Below are 19346 nucleotides of genomic sequence, written 5' to 3' on the forward strand. Positions count from 1 at the left end.
GGGACCCGGGGTGAAACGAATCGGCAGGCTGCGCACGGCATAGACGTCACCCGCGTCGGGGAACCGCTCGAAATCGCCGTCGATCGTGTAGTCCGGCAGTCGGGTGAGGACCTCGGAGATCATGACCTGGAACATCGCGCGGGCGTGGTTGGAGCCCAGGCAGCGGTGCCCCCCGGCGCCGAAGGCCAGATGCCGGTTCCCGGTACGGTCAAAGTCGATCTTGTCGGGGTCGGCGAAGACCTTCGGGTCGCGGTTGGCCGCGGCGTACATCAGCAGGAGGCGGTCGCCGGCGTGCAGCTGCTGGCCCTGGACCACGGCGTCCCTGGTCATGATCCGGGCCAGGCCCTGGGTGGGGGTGTCGTGGCGCAGGAACTCCTCGGTCGCCTTCGGGAGGATGTCCGGCTCGTCGATGAGCCGCCGGCGCAGCTCCGGCTGCTCCACCAGGCGTACCAGCGCGTTGCCGGTGAGGCCGCTGGTGGTGTCCATCCCGCCGAGGAGCATGAGGAACGCGAAGCCGATCACCAGCTCGTCACGGATGGGCGCCCCGTCGACCTCCCCCTGCATGATCGTGCTGAGGAGATCGTCGCGGTAGCCCTCGGTGCGTCGAAGCGCGATCTCCGCGGTGATGTTGGTGTAGACGTTCATGACCGCGTCCATGGCCTTCTCGGGGGCATTCGAGCGGTCGTGCACCGTCGCATGGACCCACGCCACCCAGTCCGCCCAGCGGCCGTCGTCGAAGCCCAGCATCTGCAGGATCCAGCGGGCCGGCAGCGGCGTGGTCAGCTGCCTGACGATGTCGGCCTCGCCGGTCTCGATGAACTCGTCGATCTGTTCGGTGGCGATCCGGCGGAAGGTCGATTCGAGTCGCTTGGCCGCGGCCGGGGAGAACCAGGGCAGCACGATCTTCCGGTACTGCTGGAGATACGGCGGGTCGGTGTCGATCGGGATCAGGGGATCCGGGTTACCGGCCTGCGGGATCCCCTTCTCCATCGCCGAGCTGTACAGGTCGGTGTCCTGTTCGGCGTTGTAGACGTCCTGGTGGTCGAGGAACATCCAGAAGCCGCCCCAGGCATCGGAGTGGGCGACCGGGCACTTCCCCCGTAAGTCCTCGTAGATCTCGTAGTTGTGCTCGCGGAAGTACGGTGAATGATGGTCGACGCCGGTCGATTCTCCGGTGGCCTCAGGCTGGACCGTGGTCACGTCTGGTTGTCCTCTCCGGTCTCGATGCTGATCGCCTGTTCCGGGCATTCCAACTGGGCTGCCCGCAGGATTGTGATTCCCGCCTGCGCCGCTGCCTCGTCGTGGACGACGGTCCGGTCCTCGTCCTCGAGGAACTCGAACGCATCCGGCGCGATCGTCAGGCAGCGGGCGTGCCCACGGCAGCGTTCCGCGTCAACAACAACTTTCATCGGTCACCTCGGGCCCGTTCGGATATCTCGGTGCCGCCGGGCCCTCGACGGGGCGCGGGGCGTCGTTCCGCTAGCGGCGGACGGACATTCCGGCGTCGACCCGGAGCAGGCTTCCGGTGAAGGTGCGTCCGTTGTCGGAGACGAGGAAGAGGATCGCCTGGCTGACATCCCGCGGTTCGATCATCGGGAAGTCGGGCAGCGCGGTCTGCATCGCGTTGGCGAGGTGCTGGTTCTCCTCGATGACGGCGAACAGCGCCGGATTGTCGACGATCATCGGTGTCGAGCAGTTCGTCGGGGCGACCGCGTTGACCCGGATGCGGTGCGGGGCGAGCAGATTCGCGTACGACCGGACCAGCCCGGTCACCGCGAGTTTCGCCATGTTGTAGGCGTCCGACCCGCCGCGGCCGTCGGTCAGATCGAGCAGCGCGGCCATCGAGCTGGTGGCGACGAGGTTGCCGCCCTGGCCGCGCTCCTTCAGATGGGGGATCGCGACCTGGAAGGTGTTCCAGACGCCGATCAGCATGATGTCGAGGCCGAGCCGCAGCGCCTCGGAGGCGTCGCGCTCCTGGGTGTTGCTGAGGATGACACCCGCGTTCGCGAGGACGGTGTCGATGTGGCCGAACCGCTCCACCCCGGCGTCGAACGCCGCCTGCAACGCGGCGAGGTCGCGGACGTCGGCCTGGTGGACGGCCATCTCCTGGCCGGTCTTCTCGACCAGGCGGGCGGTCTCCTGTAAATCGCTGAGCGTGCCGAGCTTGTAGGGGACGGCGTCGAGGTCGGCACAGATGTCGACGCCGACGATGTTCGCGCCCTGCTCGGCCAAAGTCACTGCGTGCGACCTGCCCTGGCCGCGGGCCGCGCCGGTGATGAAGGCGACGCGGCCGTCGAGTAAGCCCATGATTGTTCCTTTCGCGGAAATGACGGATGACGTTGATATGCCGGGGATGATGCGGATCGTGCGGCTGTGGGACGGGTGTGGGCGGCGGGCCGGGTGCCGCGCCGGTCAGGCGTCGCCGGTGAGCTCCGCCGGGCCGTCGTGGACGACGCTGCCGAGGAACCCGACGTCGAGACCGAGGTCCGCGGCGACCTGTTCGACCAGTGCGACGTCCTTGCGCAGATACGGGAGTGCGAACTCCGCGAGCGCCTTCGTGCTGCCGATCGCGCCGAGCAGCTGGATCGCGGAACTGTTCGCGCTGCACACGCCGAGGGCGCCCATCAGCAGATCCGTGTCGAGCCCGAGCGAACGCCCGAGGTTGTCCGCGGCGATGGCGGTCTGGACGTGCGCGGCGAACGTCAGGTTGTTCACGAGTTTCACGACCGACGCCGACCCGACCTCGCCGGTGCGGACCACCGTGGCGCTGTAGGCGCCGAGGATCGGTTCCACCAGGTCGGCTGCGGCCTTGTCGCCGCCGACGAGCACGGTGAGGCGCCCGGCGCGGATGGAATCCGACGTGCCGCTGACGGGCGCGTCGAGCACGGCGACCCCGCCGGCGGCGGCCTGGGTGGCGAGTTCGCGGATGGCGGTGGGGGACACCGTCGCGTGCTGCACCAGGACCGACCCCGGTCGCATCGCCGCCAGCGCGCCGCCGGAGACCAGGATCTCGAACAGCTGGGCCTGCGAGAACGGGCAGACGATCAGCACGTCGACCGCGCCGGCCACCTCCGTGGCCGAGGGCCCGAGCTGCGCGCCCAGGTCCGTGAACCGGGCGGAGACGTCGGATCGGCGCGCGTACAGGTGGACGGTGTGGCCGGCGGCGAGCAGGCGTTCGACCATGGGCGCCCCCATCGATCCCGCGCCGATGAATCCCACGGTGAGGGGCGATCCGCCGGCGGGCGATCCGCCGGCGGGCGATCCGCCGGCGGGCGATCCGCCGGCGGGCGAGGCGCCGGAGGGCGAGGCATCGGTGCTGTCGGCTCGAGGCTGCGCGACGGACATGAGACGGCTCCTCCCAGTTGCAGTGACGCAGGCCGCAAGGACGGTCGGGCCTGGTGCCGCCGATGGCGGACTGGACGGTGTAGCCCGGGTCGATCTGTGATTTCAGACACTACTAAGACGCCTGTCACATTGGAACCCTCTGGGCGAATTTTCCTCCGAAACACCGACACGAAACGATCATCGGGTCGTGGGGAATGGGCCCCGCATAGACTTCGGGGGGCGTCCCGGCCGCCGCCTCGGCTCCCGCAGGCCGGCCCTGAGAGGGAGCGGTGGTCGATGTCCGAGTCGGTTCCCGCCACGCGAGCTGACGGCGAACCGCGCACCCGGCCGCTGAACCGGGGGCGGCCCTCCGGGGAGGAGAGGCTGGTCGCCGGCCTGCGGCTGCTGCCCCGCACGCGCCGCGCCCCCTACCCGGTGAGCCCGACCATCGGCCCGGACGGGATGCGCGCCTGCCGGGAGATTCTCGACGCCGCTCGCCTGCTGTTCGTCGAGCGTGGTTACCACGCGACGAGCATCCAGGCCGTCGCCGAGGCGGCCGGCCGCTCCGACACCGCCGTCTACCAGTACTTCCGCGGCAAGCAGGAGATCTTCCGGATCCTGTTCGAGGAGCTGGGCGCGGAGCTGGTCGCGCTGTTCGCGGCGATGCCGACGCTCACGGCGGACCGTGCCGGCCTCGCGGCCTTCCAGGTCTGGCTGGAGGAGCTCGGCGCCGTGCTGCGCCGGCACTCCCCGGTGTTCGCGGACTGGCCGCTCGAGGACGAACCCGCGGTGGACAACCCGTCCGAGGAGTACCTGCGCCAGCTCGGCGCCCTCATCCACGGGCGCCTGGCGTTCGCCGACACCGACGACGTCGACACGAGGGTCCTGTCCATCGCCGTCATCTGCGTCGTCGAATGGGCTCACATCGTCCTCGACGCCGGCGCCGGCGCCGGCGGACCCGAGCGCGGCGCCCAGGAGAAGGCGCTGCACGACACGCTCGCCCGCATCATCCACCGGGCGGTGTTCCCGGCCGCCCATGCCCCCGATCGCGACGCCGCCCTCGCCACCCCCGACGCCCCCGGCGCGCGGCGGCCCGTCGCCTGCCCGGGGCGGCCCGCCGCCGATGATCAGGGCGCCCCCGAGCCCGGCCTGCGCAAGGCCGTCACGGCCCGGGGGCGGTCGACCGTCGAGAAGGTCCTGGTGGCCGCGGTCGCCGCCTTCGAACAGCGGGGACTCGCCGGAACCAGCGTGAACGACATCATCGCCCGCGCCGGCGTCGCGCACGGCAGCTTCTACCAGTACTGGACGGACCGCACCGCCCTGTTCACCACCCTGACGCACCGGGCCGCCGTCCGGACCTGCGACCACTTTGACCGGCTCGGCGACGTGAGCACCGGGCCGGAGCTGGCCGGGTGGCTCGACGAGTGGCTGCGGATCGTCGAGCAGCACGGGACCGTCTTCCATGTCTGGACCGTCGAGATGGTCGAAACCCCGCCGTTGTGGCCCGCCGCGCGGGCGGTGCGCGCCTGTCTGGACGCCATCACCGCGCAGCTGGCACGACGCTGGCCGGCGGCGACCCCGCTCGAGGCCCGGACCGGCACGATCACCCTGTGGACCCTGCTCACCGAGCTGCCCTACAACGGCTGGCTGCGTCACAGCGTCCTCACCCGCGACGAGATCCTGTCCTGCCAGCGACTGTTCCTCGGCCGGGGAATCCTGGGCGACTCCCTGCGCGGGTGAGCCCGGCGGGGACGCGGCGGCATCGGGCGCCCTACCGGGTGGTCGGCTGAGTGGTCGGCTGGGTGGCCAGCCGGGGGAGCACCTTCGCCGCGAACAGCTCCAGGCTGGTCCAGCCGAGCTCCGGTGGCATCCCGCCCATCAAGGGGTGGAACACCAGCGGCTGGTCGGGTTCCAGCGCCTGCGCGAGCGCGACGCACTCGTCGGGCGTGACGACCTGGTAGACGCCGGACGCCCGCACCGCGGCCAGGTCCGCACCCACCACGGTCGCGCTGGAACGCTCCGACTCCGGTTTCGCGGCGGAGTACGTGACCGCCTCGTACACGGCGTACCGGGCCAGGTCGTCCCACGCCTTCTCGGGGTCCTCGGCCACGAAGAGAAAGCCGTGCGTGGAGCCGGGGATGATGCGACGCGGGGCCCGGCCGAGCCGAGCGCACTCGTCGGTGTAGGCCGCGTACAGCACCGGGTCGGGCAGCGCCGGGGCGAAACCCAGGTCGAGGGCCGCCGCCCGGCGTGCCCCGATCTCGCTGGCGCCGCCCACGTAGATCAGCGAACGCGGATCGCTCGCCGGCCGGGGGGTGATGACGACCTCCTGGCCGTGCGCGGTGACCGGCCGGCCCGCCCAGGCGTCGAGCAGGTCGCGCAGCTGGCGCTCCATGTACGCGCCGCGCCCGGAGCGGTCGACGCCGAACATGGCGAACTCGACGTCGCGGTAGCCGATGCCGGCCACCACCTCGACGCGCCCGCCGCTGGCGAGATCGAGCACGGCGAGATCCTCGGCGAGCCGGACCGTGTCGTAGAGCGGCAGGAGCGCGGCGGCCACCTGCACCGTCAGCTTTCTCGTCGCGCCCGCCACCGCGGCGGCGACGACCAGGGGCGAGGGCAGGTAGCCGTCGTCGAGGGCGTGGTGTTCGGAGAGCACCACGCGGCCGAACCCGTGCTGCTCGGCCCAGGCGCACTGCTCGAGGCAGGTCCGATAGCGCTGCGTCGGTGTCGACGGTGCGGACTGTGGATGTCGGAAGTCGTAGCGGAGGGCGGCAACAGTCATGTTTGCTCGCTCCTTACTGTGCGGCGGCTTACTGCGCGGCGCCCGGCCGGGGCGCGATGGAGGCGACGACGAAGACCCGCAGGGTCGCCTCGATGGCGTCGTTGTCGTCGGGCGGGTCGGTCATGAGCATGTTCTGGACGCGCAGCAGCCAGCGGGCCATCGCGGGGGCGCCGACATCGCCGCGTAGCTCGCCGTTCTCCTGGGCGGTGGCGATGTAGCCGGTGAGGGTGGGCAGGGTCCGCTGCTGGATCAGGTTCGAGGCGTAGGCGGCGCCGACCGTCTGGGCGGCGTTGTCCCGGTCGAACAGCAGGGACAGGAACGGCGACTGCGCGACCGCGCGGCGGGCGGCGAGGAACGCGTCGACCAGCCTGTCCTCGAACCGGCCGGCGCCGCCCATGATCCGGTCGGAGGCGGCCATGAGGCCGCGGGCCTCGATGAGCACCACGCCGGCGAGGACGTCGTCGCGGGTCTTGAAGTAGGTGTAGACGGTGGTCCGGTGGATCAGCGCCTCGCGGGCGATGTCCTCGACGGTCGTGCGGGGAACGCCGTGGCGCAGGTAGCAGCGCATCGCCGCGAGCAAAATGCGTTCGCGGGCCTCATCCTCGGTGGTCGGGGCGTGGGTGCCCCACCGGACCGGCTGGGTTCGGGCCATTTAGGCGGGGAAGCTCACTGTCTTGATCTCCATGAAGTCCTCCAGGCCCTCGCGGCCGAACTCCCGGCCCAGTCCGCTCTGCTTGTAGCCGCCGAACGGCGAGTCGACATCGAACCACGGGGCTCCGTTGACCGACACGGTGCCGGTGCGCAGCCGCTGCGCCACGCCGGTGGCGCGGGCGGTGTCGGCGCTGAAGACCGCCCCGCTCAACCCGAACGTCGAGTCGTTCGCGATCGCCACGGCGTCGTCGTCACCATCGAAGGCGATGATTGACAGTACCGGCCCGAAGATCTCCTCGCGGGCGATCCGGGCGGAGTTCGGGACGTCGGTGAAGACCGTCGGCTGCACGAAGTAGCCGCGGTCGAACTGGGTGGCGCGACCGCCGCCGGTGACCAGCCGCCCCTCCGCGCGGCCGAGGTCCATGTAGCCGAGCACCCGGTCGAGCTGACGCTGACTGATCAGCGGGCCCATCATGTGGTTCGGGTCCAGCGGATCCCCGTAGGGCGTCGCCTCCATCGCGCCCTTGGCCAGTTCGGTCGCCGCGCCGATCAGGTGGGCGGGGACGAGCAGCCGGGTGTAGTGCGTGCACCCCTGGCCGCTGTGCACGCAGATGGTGCCCGCCGCGGTGAGGACCCCGGCCTGCAGCGACTGTTCGTCGAGCACGATCAGCGCCGACTTTCCGCCGAGTTCCAGCGACACCCGCTTCACGGTCGGCGCGCCGTTGGCCATGATCAGCCGGCCGGTGGCCGTCGAGCCGGTGAAGGCGACCTGGTCGACGTCGGGATGGCGGGTCAGGATCTCGGCGACGCTGTTGTCGGAGGTCGTGACGATGTTCAGCACGCCCGGGGGCAGGTCCGTCTCCGCGGCGGCGGCGGCGATGAGGGTCGCCGACCACGGGGTTTCCGGGGCCGGCTTGAGCACCACCGTGCACCCGGCGGCCAGCGCCGCGATGGACTTGCGCAGGTTGAGCTCGAACGGGACGTTCCACGGGGTGATCGCGGCGACCACGCCGGCGGCCTCCCGGCGCACGACCCGGCGTACCGGCGTCCCGAAGATCTCCTTGGGGGGAAGCTCCTCGGTGAGCTCCAGGAAGGGCAGCAGGTCCGGGTAGTAGGACATCGCCTCGATCGCCGGGTCGACGCCCATCATGAACGCCATCGCCAGCGGCATGCCGGACTCCGCGGTCAGCGTCGGGCGCAGCGTGTCGACCTGCTTGCGCAGGGCGGCCTGTAACTGGCCGATGCTGGCGATGCGCAGGTCGGCGTCGGTGGACCAGCCCGTGGTGTCGAATGCGCGCCGGGCGGCCGCGATCGCCCGCTCGACATCGCTCGCCGACGCCTCCGGCGCGGTGCCGATGACCTCCTCGGTGGCCGGGTTGATGTTGTCGAACTCGCGGTTGTCCCGCGCCGCGACGAGCTGGCCGTCGATGAGCATCCGGTGCGCCGAGTCGCTCACGCCGATCACCTGCTTCCGTCTGGGCGGCACCAGTCCGCCCGGGATCTGCACACGACAGATCTCAAAGTTTGTTGTCTCGGCGAGACGAGAGCCAGAGTAGACCCCTGTGGGTAAAGGTCAACTGTGGACATCATTCAACAGATCTTGTCGTCTGTTGACCAGGGTGGCACGGATGGGTAGCGTCCCGACCTGACCGCGAGGCCGGGCACCGCCGAGGAGGCCGCTCATGAACGCGCAGAACCCCACCGGGGCATCCGGGGAGGTCGGGGCGTCCGGGGAGGTCGGCGGGCCGTTGGCCGGCATCCGTGTGCTCGACCTCAGCCGGCTGCAGCCGGGCGCCTTCTGCACCCGGCTGCTGGCCGATCTCGGGGCCGAGGTGCTGCGCGTCGAACAGCCCGGCTCGGGCGACCTGCTGCGCACCATCCCGGGCGCGCACGCGGCGTACAACCACGGGAAGCGTTCCCTCACCCTCGATCTGCGCCACCCCGCGGCGCCGGGGGTCCTGCGCCGCCTCGCCGCCGACGCCGACGTGCTCGTCGAGTCGGCCCGGCCGGGCACGATGGACCGGGCGGGCATCGGCTACGCCCAGCTCGCGGCCGAGTACCCGGGCCTGGTCTGGTGCTCGCTGACCGGGTTCGGCCAGGACAGCCCGTACGCCGACCGGCCCGCCCACGATCTGAGCTTCCTCGGGTACTCCGGGGTGCTGAGCCTGCTCGCCGGCGACGGCGTGCCGGCGACGCCGGACCTGGTCCTCGCCGTGCCGCTCGGCGCCATGGTCGCCGTGATCGGCATCCTGGCGGCGCTGCGCGAGCGGGACCGCACCGGTCGGGGCCGGCTGGTCGACACCAGCATCCTCGACGCGGCGAGCTGGCTGCTCTCCGAACACGTCGCCCGGGTGCACGCGGGCGAACCCGCGGGCTGGGGTCCGAGCGCCGGCCGGCGGGCCTACCGCTGCGCGGACGGCCGGCTGCTGACGCTGGCCGCCGCCGAGCCGCGGCCGTGGCGGGCGCTGTGCGCCGCACTCGACCTGCCCGAGCTGACCGACCGGCTGTACGCCCCGGCCGCCGAGCAGGAGGCGATGACCGAACGGCTGGCGGCGCTGTTCGCGTCCCGGCCGATGGACGAGTGGGTCACCCTCCTCGCGCAGGCCGCGGTCGGGCCGGTCAGCACCGTGCCCGACCTGCTGACCGATCCACATGTCCTGGCCCGCGGAAACCTCCTCAAGCTCGACGACGGGAACACGGTGCTCCGCGGCCCGGTGCGGCTGACCGGGGTGGACGGCGACGCCTCCCCCGTCTCGGCCGCCGCCTCCGCCGCCGCGCCCGACTTCGGCGCGGACACGGAATCGGTCCTCACCCGGGCGGGGTTCACCCAGTCCGAGATCGCCACGTTGCGTCGAGAGAAGGCAGTCCAATGAGTCGTCTTGGGGGCAAGGTCGCGCTGGTCACGGGTGCGGCCCGCGGGCAGGGCAGGTCACATGCGGTGCGGCTGGCGCAGGAGGGCGCGGACCTGATCCTCGTGGACGTGCTCAAGGACCTGCCGACACTCGAGTACGGGCTCGGGACCGACGCCGACCTCGCCGAGACGGTGGCGGCCGTCGAGGCCCTGGACCGCCGCGTCGTGTGGGGCCAGGCCGACGTCCGCGACGCCGACGCGCTGCAGGCGCTGGTGGACCGCGGGGTCGGCGAACTCGGGCGGTTGGACATCGTCTCCGCCAACGCCGGCATCTCCCCCCGGCTCGCGAAGCTCTGGGAGATCACGCCGGCGGAGTGGGACGAGCAGATCTCCGTCAACCTGACCGGCGTGTTCAACACGATCCGCGCCGTCGTGCCCCCGATGATCGCCGGTGGCCGCGGGGGAGCGATCGTGCTCACCGCCTCGGGGGCCGCCCTCGGCGGGATTCCGCATCTCGGTGCCTACACCGCGAGCAAGCACGGCGTCGTCGGCCTGGCGCTGACGCTGGCCAACGAGCTGGCCCGCCATGACATCCGGGTCAACGCCCTGTGCCCCGGGACCGTCGGCACCCCCATGGTCACCCAGAACCGCGCCCAGTACGGGGTCTTCCGACCCGACCTCGAGGCTCCGAACCTGGAGGACACCAAGGTGGCGCTGAAGAAGGTCTCCCCGCTGGGCCGGCCCTGGATCGAGCCGATCGACGTGACCAACGCGCTTCTCTGGCTGGTCAGCGACGAGGGACGCTACGTCACCGGCATCACGCTGCCGATCGATCAGGGCACCCGCAACCGGCCGTAGCGGCGGCCCGGTCAGAACGTGCTGGTGGTCAGCAGACCAAGGGTTCTCGTGGTCGCGACGACGTTGCGGACGGCGGGACTGACCTCGTCGGCTCGCCAGACCAGAAGCTGATCCAGCTGAAACCACGAGGCGGGGTCCGTGAGCGGGACCGCCACGACGGTCCGGTGCCGGTATCTCGGCACCGCCCGTGAGGCGGTGAGAGCGATCCCCTCGCCGGTCTCGATGCGGGTGGCGAGTTCGTCGCGCCCCCAGATCGGCAGGCGGCGAACGGTGATGTCGATGCCCGCGGTCCGCCAGAAGGCGCTGGGATCGGGGCCGGTCAGAATGAAGGTCTCGCCGTCCAGGTCCGAAAGGTCGATCCCGGAGCGGCCGGCGAGCGGGTGCGACGCCGGGACGAAGATCGTGTCCAGCATGAGGACGTCGAAGCGGTGGTGCTCGAGCCCCGCGGGCACGTCCCCCCAGCACATGCCGAGGGATGTTCTCCCGGCCAGCACCGACGCCGCGATACCGCCGTTCGGCCTCTCCCGGTAGTTGAGCCGCAGCCGCGGATGCCGGGACTGCAGCGACCGTACGAGCAACGAGACGACGTCGAAGTGGTTGCTGGCGTGGAACAGCCCGACGGTTCCGGTGGCGCCGTTCGCCGTGTCGGCGACGACGGCGTGAAAGGTCTCGATGCTGGCGAGCACGAGCCGGGCCTGGTCGAGCAGGGGCCGGGCCTCCGGGGTGAGGGTCACCCGGCGGCTGGTTCGGTCGAACAGCCGGATGCCGATGCTGGCCTCGAAGTCCTGCAGGCGCTTGCTGACGCTGGAGGTGCTCAGGCCCAGCCGGGCGGCGGCCCGCCCGAAGTGCAGCTCATCGGCGAGGGCGACGAGCATCTCGAGCTGATCGATTCCCACGCGGAGGATCGTCCACGACCGGGAAACGGTGCGTCAACGGAAAGGCTCTTGATCCGTGGCCCGGACGGGGCGGAAGCTCTCGTGGTCCCGCGACGAAGGAAGCGGGATGACGATGAGGCTGGGATGGACAAAGGGAGCGGAGATGGACGACGACCAGGACCGCTTCATGGCCGCCGATGACGGCCTGCATACTTCTTCGGCGGACTATTACGAGACCGAGACCTTCTGGTTCTCGTTCTTCGTTCCGGACCGGGCGATCGGGGCCTGGCTCTACGCGTCGGTCAGGCACAACGCCGGTGGTACGGGCGGCGGCTGCTGGATCTGGGACGCCGCCGGCAGCGCCCCGTGGGACCTGCCTTTCTACGAGCAGTTCCAGCATCTGAAGGCCCCGAGACAGACCTCGCCGGGCCGGCTGGAGTTTCCGACCGGGTTGACGGTCGAGGTTCGCGAGCCCGCCCTGTCCTATCAACTCGGCTATGACGACCGGAACCGGTGCCGCATCGCGCTGCGCTTCGATGCCCTCGAACCGCCCGTACCGCTGCGCCGCGGCGCCCCGCCGTATCCGAAGGCCGCGCACTACGACCAGACCGGGCGGGTGACCGGCCATGTTCTGCTCGACGGTGAACGCATCGACGTCGACTGCTACGCCATGCGGGACCGTTCCTGGGGGCGCCGGACGGAGCGTGGTTACCGGCGCGTCGGCTACACCTGGGCCGCGTCGCCCGACCTGAGCCTGCTCACGTACACGTCGCCGGAAGCCCAGCAGGGCGGCCTGACCCCGGAGAATGTGCATTCCGGCTATCTTCGCCGCGACGGCAGGGTGGCTCGGATCGTCGGTGGCCGTCGCACCGTGCACCGTGATCCGGAACATGGCTGGATAACCGGAATCGATCTGGAGGCCGTCGATGACGACGGCCGGGCCCTGACCGGCCGGGCCGAGGCCGCCAGCCGCATGATCCTTCCCGGCGGGACCACGGTGTGTGTCAACACCTCGCTGGTCTGGAATCTTGACGGCCGCACTGTCCACGGCGAGGACCAGGACGTCTATCCGATCCACGAGTGGCGGCGTCTGCGAAGCGCGACGCGGAGCCTGGCCGGGAGGGCGGGATGAGCGCTCTCGAACTTCCTGCCGCGATCCTGGAGTGGATCGAGAAAGCAACTGGATTTCCCGTTCTGAAAGCCGAACGGATACCGGGCGGCGGTACCCGCCAGGGCTGGTTCGTCGACGTCGACGCCGACGCCGACGCCGGGAAGCTGTTCCTGCGGTACAGCCCGCAGCGGCTGCCCGACCGCGGCGCCTTCCATCGCCTGGCCACCGAGGCCGACGTGCTGCGGGCCCTGCGCGGCGCGGGAGTCGCCGTCCCGGCGGTGTGCGCGGTCCATCCCGTCGAGGAGGCGGTCCTGCTCGAGCGGGTCGCGGGAGAGACGTGGTTCTACCGCCTGCGTGACCCCGCCGAGCAGGTGCGGGTGGCGCAGGATTTCATCCGGAGCCTGGCCAAGGTCCACCGCCTTGACCCGGCCGGCCTGAAAGTGCCCGCTCTCGGGCCCGTCCGGTCGGCGCGGGAACACGCCCTGGAACGCATCGCCGAGATCCGCCGGCGCGGCACGGCCCCGGACGGGTCGATCGATCCCCTGGTCCGCCTCTCGGCCGACTGGCTGGAATCCCACGTGCCTGACTATGACGGCCCCGTGGTCCTGGTCCAGGGCGATACCGGGCCCGGGAACTTCCTGTACCAGGATGGTCGGGTCACCGCCGTGCTGGACTGGGAACTCTGCCATTTCGGCGACCCCATGGACGACATCGCGTGGTTGTCCCTGCGAACGGTGCAGGACACCTTCACGCACCTGCCCGACCGCCTCGCGGAGTACGAGAAGCTCTCCGGCCACGCGATCGATGTGGACCGGGTCCGCTACTACCGGGTCTTCGCGGAGACGACGATGGCGACCCTGACCCCGAACGAGGGCGCGCGAGCCCCGGCGGCGGAAGACGGGTCAACAGGAGCGGACAAATCAACAGGGGTGGACGGATCGACAGGGGTGGACAAGGACGTCGGTAACCATATGCTGTATGCCCAGTTGCATCGCCGGCTGTGGCTGGAGGCATTGAACACCGTGATGGGTCTCGGACTGAGGAAACCGGCCATGCCCGAGCCGGTGGATTCACCCGACTGGCAGCCTCTGTACGGGGACGTGCTGGCCATGTTGCGCACGATCACACCCCGGATAGGTGATCCGCTGGCCGCCCAGTGGTCCAAGGGAGTAGCCAGGTTGGTCCGGTACCTGCGGGAGCTGGACGCCTGCGGCCGGGCGGGCAACGAGCTCGAACGGTCGGACATCGCTTCGCTTCTCGGGTCCATTCCGGTGTCCCTGCCGGCCGGGCGCGATGCTCTCGCGCGGGCGAACGCCGCCGGCCGGGTCAGCGACGAGGATTTCACGCGCTACCTGTGGAACCGGGTGATGCGGGACGACCATCTGATGCGCCACGCGTCCGGCGCACTGCATTCCCGGACCTGGCCGCCGCTCACCGACCCGTCCTGAGCGGGCCACCATGTGACGAGAGGGAATTCATCATGACCGAGACGGAAGCCGGCGCCCGCGCCTGCCCAGTCGTTGACTATGTCTTAGCACCGCCACCCGCACCGGCCTTATCCCTGTTCCAACGCATGGACGGTCATCAGGCGATCGGCCGTCCCGCCGTGCGCACGGACGAGGCCGGCGGCTACTGGATCTTCACGGATCAGTCGGTCATCCTCGACGGGCTCCAGCGCCCGGACCTCTGGTCGAATTCGGTGATCGTCCCCACCGAGTCCGATCCGCCCTACCGATGGATCCCGATCATGCTTGACCCGCCGGAGCACACGAAATGGCGGCATCTGCTCGGATCATATTTCTCCCCCGGCCGGACGAAGGCCATGAAAGCCGACCAGCACCGACTCGCGGCCGAACTCATCGAGGGCCTGCGCGGCCGGGGCGAGTGCGACTTCGTAGGCGACTTCGCGCAGGTGTTCCCCAGCATCATCTTCCTGGAGATCATGGGGATGCCGCGGGAGAAGCTCGACGAGTTCATGCAGTGGGAACACATGATCCTGCATGAGAACAACGACAGCGACCCCGATGGCTCGGTACGCCTCGGCGGTATGCAGGCCGTCCAGACCTATTTCGCCGGGCTTGTCGCCGAGCGCCGGGCGAACCCCGACCCGCGGGCCCAGGACGTCGTCAGCGCCGCGATCTCCTGGGAGATCGACGGGGCGCCGGTGACCGACGCGGACGTGCTGAACTGCCTTCTGCTGCTGTTCATGGCCGGCCTCGACACCGTCGCCGGCCAGTCGTCCTATGCCCTGCTGCACCTGGCCACGCACCCGGCGGACCGGGCCCGGATCGTGGCCGAGCCCGACCTGGTCCCGCACGCCGTGGAGGAGCTCCTGCGGGCCTATCCGATCGTGCAGACCGCCCGTAAGGCCACCCGGGACGCGCAGTTCCACGGCTGCCCGATCAGGAAGGGGGACATGGCGACCTTCCCGCTGTCCGCGGCCGGCCGGGACGACGAGGCCTATCCCGAGGCCAAGCGGGTCGACTTCGATCGCGAGATGGTCCGTCACCTTTCCTTCGGCGGCGGCCCGCACCGTTGTCTCGGTTCCCACCTGGCCCGCCAGGAGCTGGTCGTGCTGCTCCAGGAGTGGCACCGCCTCATTCCCGACTACGAGCTCGTGCAGGTTCCGCTCGAACACGGCGGCGGAGTGTGGGGCCTGGAGTCCTTACCCCTGCGGTGGGAGAGCTGAGGCATGCCCGAGAACCTTTCCTACCGGCTCTACATCGACGGGACCTGGACCGACGGTGCGGGCACGCAGCAGATCGAGGTCCGGAACCCGGCGACCGAGGAGATCATCGGCCGGGTGCCGCAGGCGACCCGCGCCGACGTGGTCCGCGCGATCGAGGCCGCCCGGCGGGCGTTCGACGACGGACCGTGGCCGCGGATGGCGCCTCGGGACCGCGCCGAGATCATGCTGCGCATGGCGTCCATCCTGGAACGGCGGACGGCCGACATCGTCGATCTGAACATCGCTGAGGCGGGGTCGGTCCGCTGGCTGGCCGAATCCATCCAGGTCGGCATCCCGATCGCGCACCTGCGCGACATGGCCGAGCGGGTGATGCCCTCCTTCGCCTGGGAGAAGCCGCTCATGCCGTTCGTCGGCGCCGGCATCGGCCAGGGTGTCCTGCGCCGCGAGCCGTTCGGCGTCGTCGGGCTCATCTCGGCCTACAACTTCCCCTTCTTCCTCAGCATGATGAAGCTCGCGCCGGCCCTGGCCGCCGGCTGCACCGCCGTGCTGAAGCCCGCCCCCACGACCCCGCTCGAGTCCTTCCTGATCGCCGAGATCGCCGACGAGGCCGGGCTTCCTCCCGGCGTTCTCAACGTCGTCACCGGTGATTTTGAGGCGGGGCAGGAACTGACCAGCCACCCGATGGTCGACCTCGTCAGCTTCACCGGCTCGGACAGCGTCGGCCGGATGGTCTACGGCCAGGCCGCGCCCACGCTGAAGAAGGTCGTGCTGGAGCTCGGCGGCAAGTCGGCCACCATCGTCTGCGACGACGCCGACCTCGACCTCGCCGTGGGCGACGTCCTGGGTGGCATCACCGTCCATGCCGGGCAGGGCTGCGCCCTGCTGACCCGCACCCTCGTGCACCGCTCCCGCCACGACGAGCTCGTCGAGAAGGTCACCGCGGCGCTGGCCCAGGTCAAGGTCGGCAACCCCGCCGAACCCGACACCGCCATGGGCCCGCTCATCAGCGAGGCGCAGCGGGACAAGGTGGAGAAGCTCATCCGCACCGGCGAGGAGGAGGGTGCCCGGATCGTCTTCGGCGGTGGGCGGCCCGCCGGGCTCGACAGGGGGTATTTCGTCGAGCCGACGCTGTTCACCGGGGTCGGTAATGCCATGACCATCGCGCGCACGGAGTTCTTCGGCCCGGTCGGTGTGATCATCCCGTTCGACGACGACGCCCACGCCGTGCGGATCGCCAACGACAGCCCCTATGGCCTGGCCGCGGCCGCCTGGGCGAACGATCCGGTCCGCGCGTACGACCTCGCGAAGCAGCTCCGCGCCGGATTCGTCACGATCAACGGTGGCGGCGGCGGCCTCAGCCCGCACACCGCGTTCGGCGGCTACAAACAGAGCGGGCTGGGCCGTGAATGGGGCGAGCACGGACTCGACGAGTTCCTCCAGACCAAGTCGGTCGTCTGGGGTGTGGCCCGCGGCTGACCGGGCCGCCGGCCCGCCGGCACCGAGGAGGAACCGTGATCACCCGGAGGAACCGTGACTGCTCGGAGGAACATGGTGACGTCGAAGAACGCGGCTTCTAACGGATGCATTCGCCGCCGAACGGGCGGACCGGCGGGCTCGGTCCGGACGCTGGCCGTGGGCCTCCTCGCGGCGGGCATCGCGCTGAGCGCGCTGGCCGCCTGCGGAAGCGATTCCGCCGGCACGGCCACGCCTGCGCGGGGTGGTAGCACGGCGAGGTTACCCGTGGGCACCGCTGCCACCGGAGAGCCGGTGCGGATCGGCTTCGTCTCCAACGAGGGCGGCAGCGCGGTGTCCCAGGTAGATGTTCGGTTCGGAGCTGAAGCGGCCACGAAGTACGCCAACGACCACCTTGGTGGCATCGCCGGCCGGCCCATCGAGCTGGTGGTCTGCAAGGAGCAGGAGGATCCGGGTTCGGCGCGTGCCTGCGCAACCAAGATGATCGAGGCGAAGGTCGTGGCCGTCGTGATGAGCACGACCGCCCTCGGGGACTCGATGGCGCCCGTGATCACGGGCGCGGGCATTCCCTACGTCTCGGTGTCCGGGGCGAGCGCGGCCGAGTTCACCAGCGACCGGTCCTTTCTCTGGTCAGGTAGCTTCCCCGGGGCGCTGGGGGCGATGGCCGAATACGCGAGCGAGCACCACATCGCCAGCGTCGATCTGGCTGTGATCGACGCGGGAGCGGTGACCGGGACGGTCAAGGCCCTGGGCCAACCGGTGTTCGACAAGGCCGGCGTCGAACTCCGCCTCACCGCGATTGCGCCGGGCACTCCGGACGCCTCGGCCCCGATCGCCGCCGCGGTCGCGAGCCATCCCGGCGCCTTCGCGATCGTCGGCGACGAGACCCACTGCATCGCCGTTCTCAAGGCGCTCCAGGCGGCCGCGGTGAAGCAGCCGCGCATGATCATCCAGGCCTGCGTCGGTAAGACCGTCGAGGACGCCGCACCGGGAACTCTCGACGGCACGCTGTTGTTCACCTTCGCCGACGTGTACTCCGACGACCCCGACAGCGTTCTTTACCGGACAGTGATGACGACCTACGCGCCGAAAACCCCGATCGACGGCTTCGCGGTCACCGGCTATCAGGATGTGCTCGGGTTGGTGCGTGGGCTTTCGGGGCTCCACGGAACGGTCACCACGGAGACGACGTCCGCCGCGCTGCGGGCGGCGAAGGCCGTGCCGTTGCCGGCCGGCCACGGCATCGCCTTCACCTGCGACAAAAAGGCCGTCCCGATCCTGGCCGCGGTGTGCGGCGCCAGCGCGCTCGTCACTCCGATCGCGGGAACCCGGGGAACCAAATTCACCGTCGTCGACGCGAGCCCGCTCTTCGCCCGGTAGACGGTCCGGAAGAGTTCGGTCCACCGCCTCTCCCACGGAGAAGAGATGACGATCCACGCGGCCGGGCCGCCGGTCCCGCCAGCCCTGATCGACCCCAGCGGAGTATGGTTCTTCAACTGGGTCATCCCCCTGCTGGGCGGTCTGGTCATCGTGCTGGCGATCGCCGACACCATCAGGCGGCAGCGGTTGACCTGGGGCCTGCTGTTCATCGTGAACAGCATGCTCGTCTACTGGATGGAGACCATCGGCGACTGGGGCCAGCAGCTGGTCTACAGCCCGGCCTTCACCGAGCACCATCTGCTCGACTGGCTGCCGATCAAGACTCCCAACGATCCGCTGTTCATGCCCTTCGCCTACGCGTGCTACTGGGCGGTGCATGCTTTCATCGTGCTGAGGATCGGCCAGTTCCTCGTGCGCCGTTTCGGCTGGAGTCTGCTCAGGGCCGTCGCCGTGCTCGCGATACCGGTGAACTACGCGTGGGACTTCCTCGTCGAGAGCCTGGCCGCCGCGATGGGCTGGTGGGTCTACGACCCGGGTTTCGGCCCGCATGTGGAATTCGGCAACGGCGGAAAGTTCACCGTGTTGTGGACGATCGGACTGATGTCGTTCTGGCCGAACCTGATCGCGTACTGGGCGGGCAAGCCACCGGTCCGCGCGCTCAACCACTTCGAACGATTCTTCGGACTCGAACGCTTCACCGCGCCCAGGCCCAGGCCCGACGCGTCAGGCGCACCCGACGCACCCGACGCACCCGACGCACCCGACGCACCCGACGCACCCGACGCACCCGACCCGCCACGGCCCGAACCCGGCACATCGCCGGTGCCGGGGGGCTCGACCGGGACCGCCGTCATCGTCAGGCCGTCCCAGCAGCGTGCTGATCGGCAGCAGCTCGATCGACGGGCGGAGTACGACGACCGGCTCGATTACGAGGTCACCATACCGAGGTGGAAGTTCGAGCTCGCCCGCTTCGGAGCCTGGTTCGTGGTCTTCCAGGTGACCTTCTTCGTCATGCTGGTCATCCCACTGGTCGCGATGCGCGCGTCGACGGGCCATGACAGCATCTACGTCCCGTAGCCCCGGAGGAACTGATGGGTAGGAGCCCGATCGACGACGACCCGGTCCACGCGAAGATGCTGCCGCCGGCGGACCGGGGCGTGCTGATAAGGCAATCCATATCGGTGTTCGCCTGGTGTCTGGGACTGACGGCGGCTCTCTTCGTCCTGGTCTACCTGCTGACCTGAACCCGCTGGTCGCGGCCAGCGGCCGACCCGCCGTAGCCCGGTGGTCAGGTGCCCAGGGTGGTGAACCGGACGGGCTCGCGCAGGACGGTGGTGGCGGCGGGGAGG

The 19346-nt window shown here is 70.3% G+C and carries 18 protein-coding genes; 10 read left to right on the plus strand and 8 right to left on the minus strand.

The window, feature by feature from the left end; all coding sequences use genetic code 11:
- The 4 genes from NBZ85_RS32655 to NBZ85_RS11115 form a co-directional block, all read right to left on the minus strand.
- A partial coding sequence (locus NBZ85_RS32655; RefSeq protein WP_261561900.1) for a cytochrome P450 occupies window positions 1–1200 on the minus strand: 1200 nt, incomplete at its 3' end.
- Entirely contained in the window at window positions 1197–1409 is a 213-nt protein-coding gene (locus tag NBZ85_RS11105) for a ferredoxin (protein ID WP_261555716.1), read from the minus strand. The genes NBZ85_RS11105 and NBZ85_RS32655, both read right to left, overlap by 4 nt.
- Before the next feature lie 70 nt (window positions 1410–1479).
- Complete coding sequence (locus NBZ85_RS11110) at window positions 1480–2307, minus strand: mycofactocin-coupled SDR family oxidoreductase (protein WP_261555717.1); 828 nt, start codon at window positions 2305–2307, stop codon at window positions 1480–1482.
- Window positions 2308–2412: 105 nt separating this feature from the next.
- Window positions 2413–3345 (minus strand): NAD(P)-dependent oxidoreductase, encoded by a 933-nt coding sequence (locus tag NBZ85_RS11115; protein WP_261561901.1) that lies wholly within the window; start codon window positions 3343–3345, stop codon window positions 2413–2415.
- Between the two features lie 276 nt (window positions 3346–3621).
- On the opposite strand from NBZ85_RS11115, the gene NBZ85_RS11120 reads away from it, so the two are divergent.
- Window positions 3622–5064 (plus strand): TetR/AcrR family transcriptional regulator, encoded by a 1443-nt coding sequence (locus NBZ85_RS11120; RefSeq protein WP_261555719.1) that lies wholly within the window; start codon window positions 3622–3624, stop codon window positions 5062–5064.
- Window positions 5065–5095: 31 nt separating this feature from the next.
- On the opposite strand, the gene NBZ85_RS11125 is transcribed toward NBZ85_RS11120, so the two are convergent.
- The 3 genes from NBZ85_RS11125 to NBZ85_RS11135 are packed head-to-tail and all read right to left on the minus strand — an operon-like array spanning window position 5096 to window position 8216.
- Window positions 5096–6109: an LLM class flavin-dependent oxidoreductase gene (locus NBZ85_RS11125; RefSeq protein ID WP_261561902.1), complete on the minus strand. Its 1014-nt coding sequence runs from the start codon at window positions 6107–6109 to the stop codon at window positions 5096–5098.
- A 28-nt stretch (window positions 6110–6137) separates the two neighbouring features.
- Entirely contained in the window at window positions 6138–6761 is a 624-nt protein-coding gene (locus tag NBZ85_RS11130; RefSeq protein ID WP_261555721.1) for a TetR/AcrR family transcriptional regulator, read from the minus strand.
- Window positions 6762–8216 (minus strand): aldehyde dehydrogenase family protein, encoded by a 1455-nt coding sequence (locus tag NBZ85_RS11135; RefSeq protein WP_261555722.1) that lies wholly within the window; start codon window positions 8214–8216, stop codon window positions 6762–6764.
- Window positions 8217–8442: 226 nt separating this feature from the next.
- Between NBZ85_RS11135 and NBZ85_RS11140 the strand changes: the two genes are divergently transcribed.
- Both NBZ85_RS11140 and NBZ85_RS11145 read left to right on the plus strand, forming a co-directional pair.
- Window positions 8443–9633 (plus strand): CaiB/BaiF CoA transferase family protein, encoded by a 1191-nt coding sequence (locus NBZ85_RS11140; protein ID WP_261555723.1) that lies wholly within the window; start codon window positions 8443–8445, stop codon window positions 9631–9633.
- Window positions 9630–10469: a mycofactocin-coupled SDR family oxidoreductase gene (locus NBZ85_RS11145; RefSeq protein WP_261555724.1), complete on the plus strand. Its 840-nt coding sequence runs from the start codon at window positions 9630–9632 to the stop codon at window positions 10467–10469. The genes NBZ85_RS11140 and NBZ85_RS11145 overlap by 4 nt, the downstream gene beginning before the upstream one ends.
- Before the next feature lie 11 nt (window positions 10470–10480).
- On the opposite strand, the gene NBZ85_RS32660 is transcribed toward NBZ85_RS11145, so the two are convergent.
- Window positions 10481–11365, minus strand: a complete 885-nt coding sequence (locus tag NBZ85_RS32660; RefSeq protein ID WP_261555725.1) for a LysR family transcriptional regulator — start codon at window positions 11363–11365, stop codon at window positions 10481–10483.
- A gap of 142 nt (window positions 11366–11507) precedes the next feature.
- Here NBZ85_RS32660 and NBZ85_RS11155 point away from each other — a divergent pair, with 142 nt between their 5' ends.
- From NBZ85_RS11155 to NBZ85_RS11185, 7 genes are all read left to right on the plus strand, one after another.
- Window positions 11508–12476 (plus strand): DUF7064 domain-containing protein, encoded by a 969-nt coding sequence (locus tag NBZ85_RS11155; protein WP_261555726.1) that lies wholly within the window; start codon window positions 11508–11510, stop codon window positions 12474–12476.
- Complete coding sequence (locus tag NBZ85_RS11160; RefSeq protein WP_261555727.1) at window positions 12473–13903, plus strand: phosphotransferase family protein; 1431 nt, start codon at window positions 12473–12475, stop codon at window positions 13901–13903. Before NBZ85_RS11155 ends, NBZ85_RS11160 begins: the two co-directional genes overlap by 4 nt.
- Before the next feature lie 32 nt (window positions 13904–13935).
- A complete protein-coding gene (locus NBZ85_RS11165; RefSeq protein ID WP_261555729.1) occupies window positions 13936–15144 on the plus strand; it encodes a cytochrome P450 in 1209 nt (402 codons plus the stop codon).
- Between the two features lie 3 nt (window positions 15145–15147).
- Window positions 15148–16620 (plus strand): aldehyde dehydrogenase family protein, encoded by a 1473-nt coding sequence (locus NBZ85_RS11170; protein WP_261561903.1) that lies wholly within the window; start codon window positions 15148–15150, stop codon window positions 16618–16620.
- Window positions 16621–16884: 264 nt separating this feature from the next.
- Window positions 16885–17997: an ABC transporter substrate-binding protein gene (locus tag NBZ85_RS11175; protein WP_261561904.1), complete on the plus strand. Its 1113-nt coding sequence runs from the start codon at window positions 16885–16887 to the stop codon at window positions 17995–17997.
- A gap of 45 nt (window positions 17998–18042) precedes the next feature.
- The gene (locus NBZ85_RS11180; RefSeq protein ID WP_261561905.1) at window positions 18043–19074 is read left to right on the plus strand and encodes a hypothetical protein; all 1032 of its coding nucleotides are present in this window, start codon (window positions 18043–18045) and stop codon (window positions 19072–19074) included.
- Window positions 19075–19088: 14 nt separating this feature from the next.
- Entirely contained in the window at window positions 19089–19241 is a 153-nt protein-coding gene (locus NBZ85_RS11185) for a hypothetical protein (protein ID WP_261561906.1), read from the plus strand.
- Window positions 19242–19346 lie beyond the last annotated feature (105 nt).

Origin of the sequence: Frankia tisae, from assembly GCF_025403405.1 — a bacterium.
Taxonomy (GTDB): domain Bacteria; phylum Actinomycetota; class Actinomycetes; order Frankiales; family Frankiaceae; genus Frankia; species Frankia tisai.

What these genes read in the sequence shown, in the direction of transcription:
- NBZ85_RS11105 (WP_261555716.1), bottom strand. Translation starts at nt 1,409, where the DNA reads ATGAAAGTTGTTGTTGACGCGGAACGCTGCCGTGGGCACGCCCGCTGC.
- NBZ85_RS11110 (WP_261555717.1), bottom strand. Translation starts at nt 2,307, where the DNA reads ATGGGCTTACTCGACGGCCGCGTCGCCTTCATCACCGGCGCGGCCCGC.
- NBZ85_RS11115 (WP_261561901.1), bottom strand. Translation starts at nt 3,345, where the DNA reads ATGTCCGTCGCGCAGCCTCGAGCCGACAGCACCGATGCCTCGCCCTCC.
- NBZ85_RS11120 (WP_261555719.1), top strand. Translation starts at nt 3,622, where the DNA reads ATGTCCGAGTCGGTTCCCGCCACGCGAGCTGACGGCGAACCGCGCACC.
- NBZ85_RS11125 (WP_261561902.1), bottom strand. Translation starts at nt 6,109, where the DNA reads ATGACTGTTGCCGCCCTCCGCTACGACTTCCGACATCCACAGTCCGCA.
- NBZ85_RS11130 (WP_261555721.1), bottom strand. Translation starts at nt 6,761, where the DNA reads ATGGCCCGAACCCAGCCGGTCCGGTGGGGCACCCACGCCCCGACCACC.
- NBZ85_RS11140 (WP_261555723.1), top strand. Translation starts at nt 8,443, where the DNA reads ATGAACGCGCAGAACCCCACCGGGGCATCCGGGGAGGTCGGGGCGTCC.
- NBZ85_RS11145 (WP_261555724.1), top strand. Translation starts at nt 9,630, where the DNA reads ATGAGTCGTCTTGGGGGCAAGGTCGCGCTGGTCACGGGTGCGGCCCGC.
- NBZ85_RS11155 (WP_261555726.1), top strand. Translation starts at nt 11,508, where the DNA reads ATGGACGACGACCAGGACCGCTTCATGGCCGCCGATGACGGCCTGCAT.
- NBZ85_RS11160 (WP_261555727.1), top strand. Translation starts at nt 12,473, where the DNA reads ATGAGCGCTCTCGAACTTCCTGCCGCGATCCTGGAGTGGATCGAGAAA.
- NBZ85_RS11165 (WP_261555729.1), top strand. Translation starts at nt 13,936, where the DNA reads ATGACCGAGACGGAAGCCGGCGCCCGCGCCTGCCCAGTCGTTGACTAT.
- NBZ85_RS11170 (WP_261561903.1), top strand. Translation starts at nt 15,148, where the DNA reads ATGCCCGAGAACCTTTCCTACCGGCTCTACATCGACGGGACCTGGACC.
- NBZ85_RS11180 (WP_261561905.1), top strand. Translation starts at nt 18,043, where the DNA reads ATGACGATCCACGCGGCCGGGCCGCCGGTCCCGCCAGCCCTGATCGAC.
- NBZ85_RS11185 (WP_261561906.1), top strand. Translation starts at nt 19,089, where the DNA reads ATGGGTAGGAGCCCGATCGACGACGACCCGGTCCACGCGAAGATGCTG.